Origin of the sequence: Nocardia noduli, assembly GCF_019038455.1 — a bacterium.
In the GTDB taxonomy this organism is placed as follows: Bacteria; Actinomycetota; Actinomycetes; order Mycobacteriales; family Mycobacteriaceae; genus Nocardia; species Nocardia noduli.
This window is the reverse complement of record NZ_JAFMPL010000111.1, coordinates 18,762-27,560: the sequence shown is the minus strand read 5'-3', so window position 1 is coordinate 27,560 and position 8,799 is coordinate 18,762. Positions and strand designations below refer to the sequence as shown.

The window sequence follows — 8,799 nt, the reverse complement described above, 5'->3', positions numbered from 1 at the left end:
ATGGAAGGGGCCGGGGCGCCAGCGCATCGGGCGGGAGGTGTCGATCTCCATCTCCGCAAGCGGCAGGAGGTCCAGCAGGTAATCGATGGCCTGGCGAGCGACCTGCTCGGCCAGGTTTCGGGCAGGGGCCGGGCACGCGTGGGGGCCTGCGCCGAATCCCAGATGCCAGGCGCTGCCTGACAACTCGCCTTGGGTAGCGGAGGTCGAGGTGGCGGCGTGCCGGGAATCTCGGGGTTGTTTGGCGTCGGCCGAGCACGCGGTCATGGAGACGATCACCGGCTGGTGTGGTGGAACCCAGATTCCATCGATGTCGGCGGGTTGGTGCGGGTAGACGATGCAGTGATTGGCCATCGGCGGGTCGTCGGCCAACATCTCGAGCAGCGCCAATACGGTAGGCAGACCGGGGCCCTCGGCACTGGTGAGGAATCGGTTCAGGTTGGCGAGCATCAATGCCAGCGTGTTGGCGATCAGGTTCGTGAGCGGTTCGCTGGCGGCCGCGTAGATGGTCAGGATCTGGTGAATCAGTTCCTGATCGGTCATGCGTGTCGGATGAGCGATCAACCGGGTGGTCGCGTCGTGGCCTGGATGCGCTCGCTTGAGGGCGACGAGACTGCCCAGTGCGTATTCGAGGCTGGCATTGACCGCGGCGGTGTCCTGGCTGTCGAACATCGCCGCCAACGCGGTCGCGATCTGCGCGCCGATATCAGCGGGACAACCGAGGATGTCGTTGATGACGGTGAAGACCAGGGGTCTGGCGAATTCGCTCAGCAGGTCGGCTTCCCCGCGGTCGCAGAAGCGGTTGACCAGCGTGGTGGTGACGCTCTCGATGATCCCGCTGACGTGATTGGGATCGAACCCGGTCAGCGCGTCGGTCGTGGCCCTCCGATAGCGGGCGTGGTCGGGTGGGCCTGAGCGCAGGGAATTGGGACGCCATTCCAGCATCGGCAGGATCGGACACCCGGCGGGAATCGTGCCGGAGTTCTCCCATCCGCGGGGATCGGCGCTGAATCGAGGGTCGTTGAGAACGGCTATGCCCTGCCGGTATCCGAGAACCAGAGTGGCGGGTACCCCCGGTGACAATTCGACCGGTGCGACAGACCCGAACCGGACACGCAGATCGCGGTAGGCCTGATGGGGGTCGGCGGCGAATTGCTGCGTCCACAGCGGGTAGGGGGATCCGAGTTCATCGACCGAGATTTGGTGACGTTGTGGGTGCTGCACTGCGTCGACTCTCAGTTCGTGGGTGTGAGGATGCGGGTGGGAGGGAATCGCACCGGTAGCGCGGCCAGCGCGCGATGGACACCGCCGGGCAGATAGCGCAAGGGCCCGGCCGCGTGGTCGATCGTGATTTCCGGGAGCACGTCGAGCATCTGCTCGAGAGCCTCTATGGCGACGGTCGACGCGAGAGGCTGTGCCGGACAGACTCGGTCGCGTGCCCCCCAGGCCAGGTGGGCACGGTTGCCGGTTCGGTCGCCGCCATCGATCATGGGGTCGGCGTTGGCGGCGGCGATGCTGATCACGACCGGGTACTGTTCCGATATCTCCACACCGGCCACCGATTGCGGCATCGGCCTCTGCGGATAGGTGACCAGCCCGTTCCCCAGCGGAGGGTCGGTGTAGAGCACCTGATCGACGGCCTCGCGCACACTCAGCCCACCGCCGAGCAGATCCCCGCCGAAAAGCTTGTCGGCGGCGGCCATGCGCAGCGTGTTCGCGATCAGATTCCAGGTCGGTTCACACCAGGCATACAACGCTGCCGCATGCCGGGCGAGCTGCACCTGATCGGCGCCCTCGACACGCAACCAGCCGAGCCGGTCGGCGGTCGAGCCCACCGGGTGGGCCGCAATCGCCGCCCCCATCACCTCTGCCAAACCCGCAGCCGCCGCAGGGTCGACCGTCTCCCGCAAAAATCCCAGGTACTGGTAGGCGCGGTTCCCCAGTTCCCGGGTCAGACCGAAGATGCTCTCGAAAACCGCACAGGTCACCGGGATGGCGAACCCAGTCAGCAGATCCACCGAACTCTGCTCACAGAACCCGGCGATATGAGCCATCGCGATCTCGCCGGTGACCCGACGCACCGCGTTCAAATCGAGGCGCTCCAGCATCGACTGGTACAACGCGAACGGCGAGGATGACTCCCCCGGCACACGTAGCCCTGTCGCCGCCGGGCATGCCATCACCGGATGCCCAGAAGAGTGGGGATGCGACGAAAACCCGTCAGGATCACCCAAGACAGCCAACGCCTGCGGATATCCCAGAACCAGCGACACCAGACGGCCCTCCAGCTCCACGACCGCCACCGGGCCGTGCCCGTCGCGCAGCTTCCGGTACGCGCCGGGAGCGTCCGCCGAGAACTCGTCCGAATCCAACGTGCAGGTCATCATCGCCCCTGCGGATCGGTGGCCGATGAGACCGCTGTCGGGGTGAGCCCAGCGGAACCGCCACTGGCACAAGGAATGCCGTCGTCGACCTGTCGGTCGAGCCAGGCTGCGAACAGCGGCGCCTTCACCGCCCTCGAGACATGGATTCGGTACTCACCGGCCACCCCGCTATACATCCGGCCGTCCTCGGTCACGGCGATCGACGTGAACTGCGGCTCGACGAACGGCAGGCCCGCCGCCCACGCCACCGCCAGCGCACCTGCCTGCGTCGACTCCCCGGAGTCCACGTCGAGCCACCGTCGGGAACCCCCCAGCAGCGCGGCGGCCGGTGAAGGCAAACCGTGCAGCACCCGGCGCATACGGCTGCCAGCACCGACACCCAACTCCGCGTTGAAGGCATGCTCCGACAACAGCATTCGGAAACTGGACAGACCCGGCGCGGCCGCAAGAACCGCGCGCATCGCCACCGGGTCAGCCGCGACGTTGGATTCAGCTTCCCGCGCCCCAGGGACTTGCAGGGTTCCAGCCTGCACCACAACCACCAGCCGATGGGCCAGGTCTGGGCGCGCACTGAGCACCCGAGCCAAGTTCGTAGCCGGACCCAACGTGATCCACACGATCTGACCCTCCGGATACCGAGTCGCCAGTCCGTCGACCTCCTCGAGCAGCCCATCCGCAAGCGGATGCGGACCTTCATGGCTGAACAACTCATCGTCGGTTCTGCACTGCTCTGCCTGCGACACCCTCATGCCCGCGACCACGGGTATGTCCCGGCCCGATGCCCGTATCAGGTCGGCTGCCACCACAGTTCCCCGGCGCGTCAAGCCACCGGTCACTACCAACGCCAAATTGCGCAGCAGCCGCGCCGCCAGCCATACAGCCATCACCTGATCCGGTGAATCCCCAAATTCGACATCGACCACTGCGGGCAACCCCATACCCTCCGGCAGAACAGGCCAAAGTAGGCCCGTCGAAACAGCTGTCGATTCCCCCAGATCGCCGGGCGAGGGATTTCGGACTATCGGAGCCATGGGCAGACCTTGTCTCGATGCGGGTGAGGCCACCGCAGCGGTGGCGGGAGATGTAGCTGCGCGGCGCGGATCGGGCGAATTTGACTGCGCTGCAACCCATTCCTGCCGTCGAATCTCGGGTTCAGAGGGGCGATCAATGTAGTCAGGACGGGGCGGAGTCTCTCGTGCTGCACACGGTGCGGGAATTCGGCGCAACAAAGCCGTCGGGAACGATCTCCGACGTGGAACTCCGACCAGGCACGACATCACAGGAACCGATTCCTATTCGAATGAGAGCTAACGATCTGAAACGCGATACGGTTACGTGTCACCGTGATTGATGCGCTCGGCGTGTCGCTAGGTAGCAGTTGGTAACAGTGCTGCGGCCGATGCGGGACTCCGAAGTCAAACGGAAATGCGGGACCTTGACGCTGAGGTGGACATGAGAGGCGAGGACATCCGGGCAGCCCGGAAGGCACGAGGTTGGACTGTCGCGACCTTGATCGCAGCGATGACAGAAGCAGCGACTCGCAACGGACTCAACCTCACCGGCCATGCCAGCCTGCGAGTCGCTATATCCCGCTGGGAGAACGGGCATTACGAGCCCGACGAAGTCCACGCCAACTTGCTGTCGCGAGTGCTTACGATCCCCTACGGGGGCGACCCGTCCGATCGCGGACACGAGTACCAACGCGATATTGTCGGGGCGATCGCGATGCTCGACGTGTTGGCCGAAAAGGACCACGACAATGCTGAGGGGCTGAGCGGCGGGAGCACGATCACCAGTGCAGCCGCGTCACAGGTCATCACCAACTATCTGTTCGGTGAGTCGCCCGCCCTGACTTCGCCTGAGCCAGTATTCGGTGTCGCGCTGGCCCAGCAGATCCGCCACACCGTGGCCTCGATGATGTCGATGGACTTCCAGCACGGAGGTGGGCACGTCCGGAAGATTCTGTTGCGCTACGTAAGACGCGAGGTCGTGCCGCAATTGCATGCCGTGCATCCAGCGCTCGCGCGACGTGAGATCTTCTCCGCCGCAGCCGAAGCGGCGCAATTGCTCGGCTGGAGTGCCTACGACGCAGGACGCCACCCGTCGGCCGTGCGGTACTTCATTCAAGGTCTGCGACTCGCCCAAGAGGCACGCGATGACCTGCTCGGCGCAAGATTGCTGGCGAACCTGTCGCACCAGGCGAACTTCGTAGGCCGGTTCGACGACGCGATAATGTACGCCCGCGCTGCGCAATCGGCGCTGCGCGGCCGCGGCACCCCGTCGGTGGAAACAATGTGCGTGATGATGGAAGCGCGCGCCTTGGCCAGCCTCGCCGACCGGCGAGGCTCGACAGGCGCAATTTGTCGAGCAGAAACCCTCTTCGAACGCCGCAGCCTCGACGAACCCACGTGGATCACCTACTACGACCCCGCTGAACTGGCCGGTGACGCGAGCCACTGCTTCCGTGATCTGCGGATGGTCCCCGAGGCGAGAGAGTTTCTCGACGCTGCCCTCACCGACGACACCCCTGCACGTACCGCAGCCTTCATCCAGATGGTCGCCGGTGACGCTGCCATGATCGCCGGTGACCTCGATGAGGCCGGCGCGTTGGCAACCTCTGCGATCATCAACGGCTCGGACCTACAGTCAGCCCGGTATCTGCGCTATCTCAGAGACTTCCATCGCCACCTACCCCCGCCCGCACTCGGACACCCAGCTTTCGCGGCATACGCTGACCTGGTCAGGACACACCATCCCGCCATCGCAAGCTGATCCTCCACTGATCAGAAGCCACTCCAAGGCTCGACGAAGACACCGGTGCGGATAGTTGCGATGCGCTTGCAATATTCAGCTCGAATCCTCGGTGAATGATCGATGTTCTGGGCGAGCCAGGTCACCATCCGGACCTGCTGAATCCCCCTCAGGACCGGCCAACCGGACCACGTCGTGACATCGTGGCAGTAGGCATCGACGAAAGCCCGGTAGTCCTGCACGCCGATCATTCCCATACTGGCCTCGGTCGCGGTCTTGGCGAGGTCCCATTCCGCCGGACCCCAGGCGAACGCTTCAAAGTCGATCAGGACCGCTGAATCTTCGGCAATCATCAAATTCTTCACGTGTGCGTCGCCGTGAACAGCCACCTCCGGCAATTGGAACCGGACACTTGCCAGTCGGTTCTCGAGGTCGGCCACGCAACGAAGAAGCAGCTCGTTGTCCGCATCCGGAATCGGAGCCGACTCCAGCCGCGCACAGACATGGCCGAAGGGTCGTACAGGCGGAAGGTCGATCGCAGGTCGCCCCAGATGATGAAGTCGACGGAGCAAACCACCGAGCATCCCCGCTTCGTTGACGTTTGCCGACCGGCCGGACAAGAACCGCCAGAAGGTCACCGGGTAATCATCGATCTGTATCGGCTGTTCGCAGCCGACATCGAATACCTGCGCCGCGGGAAAGCCTTGCGAAGCCAACCAGCCAGCGACTGCTATCTCCTTGCGCGCGTCGTCCAAGTGCTGGGCGTTCCGTGCGATCCGGACGACAACCCGCACAGTGGAAAGTTCGTACAAGATGTTCTCGCCCAGCCTGAGCATCACCGCGTCGGCAGGATCCAGGCCAACCGTTCGGCAAGCCTTCTCAAGTACAACCTTGATTGCCTCCGGAAGAAACGCAGTTGTCCCAGCCACACCCCCAGCCTAAGAGGCTTGGCGGACCGGCGCCGCATCGCGACAGCGCGGTCGCTGCCCAGACATGGGCAGCACGGTCCGAGGAGCCTCACTTGCGGGCCTACGCCCACGGCGTCGCCGGATACGTCCACGCGCACTGGGGCGATCAAACCGACAGTCTCACCACCGTCGATGCCGCTGACACAGCGCTGACCACCTGGATCTCGCCTACGCCCTCATCGTTGGGTCGATCCGAGCGGCAGGCCGCTGTCAGTCCGGCGCTTCGGGTAATTGCAGTCGTGGCTGCTTCGGGCTCATCGAGTTCGGTCACTGCCTATTGGCAGGCACTCGCCGCCGAGCGCCCGCATCGGCAATTTCGATCGCCGACAGGAACTACACATCTGTCTCGCACCGGATGTGCGCGCCGCTGCATCGGATGTCACCAGCGCAGAGGGGGACTATCTCGCCACATTCGAGTAGCGTTTAGTCCGTGGTGGAAACGCTGCGAGACCGCAGGGGCACCAATTTCAGGGTGATGGCGATTGTTGTCGCCAAATAGATCAACCCGGTTGTCAGCAGCACCGCGAGCAGTCTCGTGATTGCCGACTTTTTGGACGTGTTCAAAAATCCCCCTGCTCGAATCAGTGTTCTGTCGCGACGGTTGCATTTGAAGGTACCGTGGTCCGAGGTCGAGAAATCCTCCCAATTTGGGTGGATTTTCCTGTTGACATAGACGCGGGTTTACGCAGTGCTGCCGCGGGGCGGACCATCGAGTAATCCGCCCGGCCTGGCCCCCTGATCCCTTGGGTGGATCGGATGTCGGTCGAGGGGAGGAGCGGGCTCAGAAGGCGTTGACTGCGCAGAAGACCGATGCGTACTTTCCCCTCGCGACCTGCACGTATGGAGGCCCGCCGTCGACGGTGATTCGGCACGTGACCTCGGTGCCCTCGGTCTGTGCGCCGAGCCCGATGAGCGGGTAGGTCGATTCGTTGATGATTGGTGGATGGATCCACGGCGCTGTGGTCGATGCTTCCTGTCGCTGAGCGGAGTTCTCGTCGTAGTAGGTCACTGACAGAAGGCGTGGAGTCCGAGAAGACCTCGTAGACAATCGTTCTGCCGTTGCTGCTCGGCGGGCTCGCGGTGACCGACGGTGCCGTGTTCGGAGCGCTGCTCTCGGGTGGTGTGGGCGTGTTGTGCGAGGTATCGGGGTCGGCGATCGTCTCGCCGATGTCTGTTTTCGAACATCCGCCGAGCAGCAGTACCGCCAGGATTAGAGCAACCGGCCAGCCGCTGTGAGGCTTCAGTTGCCGCGGTTGGCCTGACCGCGGTCGGGAGTAGGTGGTCATGACGAAACAGGTCCTTTCCATTGGAAGGTTCGGCACCCGGTGGTCGGCGCCGGTTGACGACACATCGGGAGACGAAGATCTGGGTATCGGCATCGCATCGTCGAGTTCGGCTGGCCCTGCGGGATGACCTGCGAAGTACATCGGTCGGTGCAGTCGAGCCGCATAGGTCCGAGGCCGGAGGTCCAGATCAGTCGGAGTTCAGCGTCCGAGGGTGCTCGGACGATCGCCGCCCCGGCTGCGCGCCGAGGTGTCACGTTGTCGGCCGACGATCCCGTGCGCGATGAGGCTGTCCGCGGTGTCGATGATCGTTTCCGGCACCGGCCGGGTGACCCAATGCAGATCTCGTGTTGTCTGGCTGGAGTCGACCTCGGTGACATGGCCGAGGTCGGGGAGCACCAACCGGATTCCGCGGTCGACGATGCCTGCGAGACGGACCGCGAAATCCGGGATCTCGCGCGTCGGGATCCGCCAGCCTTGGGATTGGTAGTGGTTGTGGAGGATGTCGGCGACCTGGTGCATCCAGACCGGCGGGCCCGCGCAGATGTAGCGGTTATTCGCCGCGTCAGGTGTCTCCAGGGCGAGTCTGTGCGCGACCGCCAGGTCACGGACATCCACCGTGGCCCAGCCGACCCGGATCGTTCCGGGCAGCGAACGATTCATCAGGCGCGAGATCGGCTCGTGGGATGTACTCGTTGCCGCGCGGTGGACTGGGCCCAGGACCATGCCTGGCAATATCGAAACCATCTCCATCCCGCGGGTCTCCGGGAGAGCAGAGACGTAGTCCCACGCCCACTTCTCGGCGATGGTCTTTCCCGCGGCGTAAGGGTGGCAGCGTTCCACGACCGACCAGTCGCTGGCGGTCCAGAGCCGTCTGTCGTTGTGCCCCTGGCTGATGGCTTCGGTGCTGGAGGTGACGATCAGTCGGCGAACTGTCGAACTTTCGGCGGCCGCGGTGACGACCCGCCGCATCCCGGCACAGGCGGTCTCGACCAGTTCGGGGTGCTTGAGTGGAATGGGAGAAGCCGTGTGGAAGACGCTGTCGCACCCTTGGACTGCGGTGGACCATCCCTCGTCGGCCGTCAAGTCGGCGGCGACGAATTCCAGGTTGGCGCCGAGCTGGGCCGCCAACTGCTCCAGGTGAACACGATCGGCGTGCGCTTCCAGATGACGCACGCTTCCACGCACGGAGTATCCGTGCCGTAGGAGTTCTTCGATCAAATGGCCAGCGATGAATCCAGTCGCCCCGGTAACAAGTGCAGTACGCATACGCATTCGGTGAATCCAATCCGCGCCGATCGTGGGTTTGCGATCAACTAAACGCGGTCCCGGAAGAATTGACCAGGCGTTGTATTCACCCAATTTGGGTGGAATTTCGGGCTACGTAACTCTCCGGCGCGCACTAGGATTCACCTT

Annotated in this window: 7 protein-coding genes; 1 reads left to right on the top strand and 6 read right to left on the bottom strand. The window is 64.0% G+C overall.

The features are described from left to right. From JZ792_RS35030 to JZ792_RS35020, 3 genes are all read right to left on the bottom strand, one after another. Positions 1-1,221, bottom strand: a 1,221-nt coding sequence (locus JZ792_RS35030; protein WP_216917197.1) for a cytochrome P450 family protein, incomplete at its 3' end; no start/stop codon positions are given. A gap of 11 nt (positions 1,222-1,232) precedes the next feature. Beyond that, complete coding sequence (locus JZ792_RS35025; protein ID WP_216917196.1) at positions 1,233-2,381, bottom strand: cytochrome P450 family protein; 1,149 nt, start codon at positions 2,379-2,381, stop codon at positions 1,233-1,235. Next, positions 2,381-3,304, bottom strand: a complete 924-nt coding sequence (locus JZ792_RS35020; RefSeq protein WP_216917195.1) for a nucleoside hydrolase — start codon at positions 3,302-3,304, stop codon at positions 2,381-2,383. Before JZ792_RS35020 ends, JZ792_RS35025 begins: the two co-directional genes overlap by 1 nt. A 502-nt stretch (positions 3,305-3,806) precedes the next feature. Between JZ792_RS35020 and JZ792_RS35015 the strand changes: the two genes are divergently transcribed. After that, positions 3,807-5,153, top strand: a complete 1,347-nt coding sequence (locus JZ792_RS35015; RefSeq protein ID WP_498044268.1) for a helix-turn-helix domain-containing protein — start codon at positions 3,807-3,809, stop codon at positions 5,151-5,153. Between the two features lie 11 nt (positions 5,154-5,164). Here JZ792_RS35015 and JZ792_RS35010 read toward each other — a convergent pair whose 3' ends face one another. From JZ792_RS35010 to JZ792_RS35000, 3 genes are all read right to left on the bottom strand, one after another. Continuing rightward, positions 5,165-6,061: a phosphotransferase enzyme family protein gene (locus tag JZ792_RS35010; RefSeq protein WP_216917193.1), complete on the bottom strand. Its 897-nt coding sequence runs from the start codon at positions 6,059-6,061 to the stop codon at positions 5,165-5,167. A gap of 820 nt (positions 6,062-6,881) precedes the next feature. Continuing rightward, positions 6,882-7,109: an MmpS family transport accessory protein gene (locus JZ792_RS35005; RefSeq protein ID WP_216917192.1), complete on the bottom strand. Its 228-nt coding sequence runs from the start codon at positions 7,107-7,109 to the stop codon at positions 6,882-6,884. Positions 7,110-7,584: 475 nt separating this feature from the next. Then, positions 7,585-8,652, bottom strand: coding sequence for an NAD-dependent epimerase/dehydratase family protein (locus tag JZ792_RS35000; protein ID WP_216917199.1), 1,068 nt, complete (start codon positions 8,650-8,652; stop codon positions 7,585-7,587). Positions 8,653-8,799: the final 147 nt, after the last annotated feature.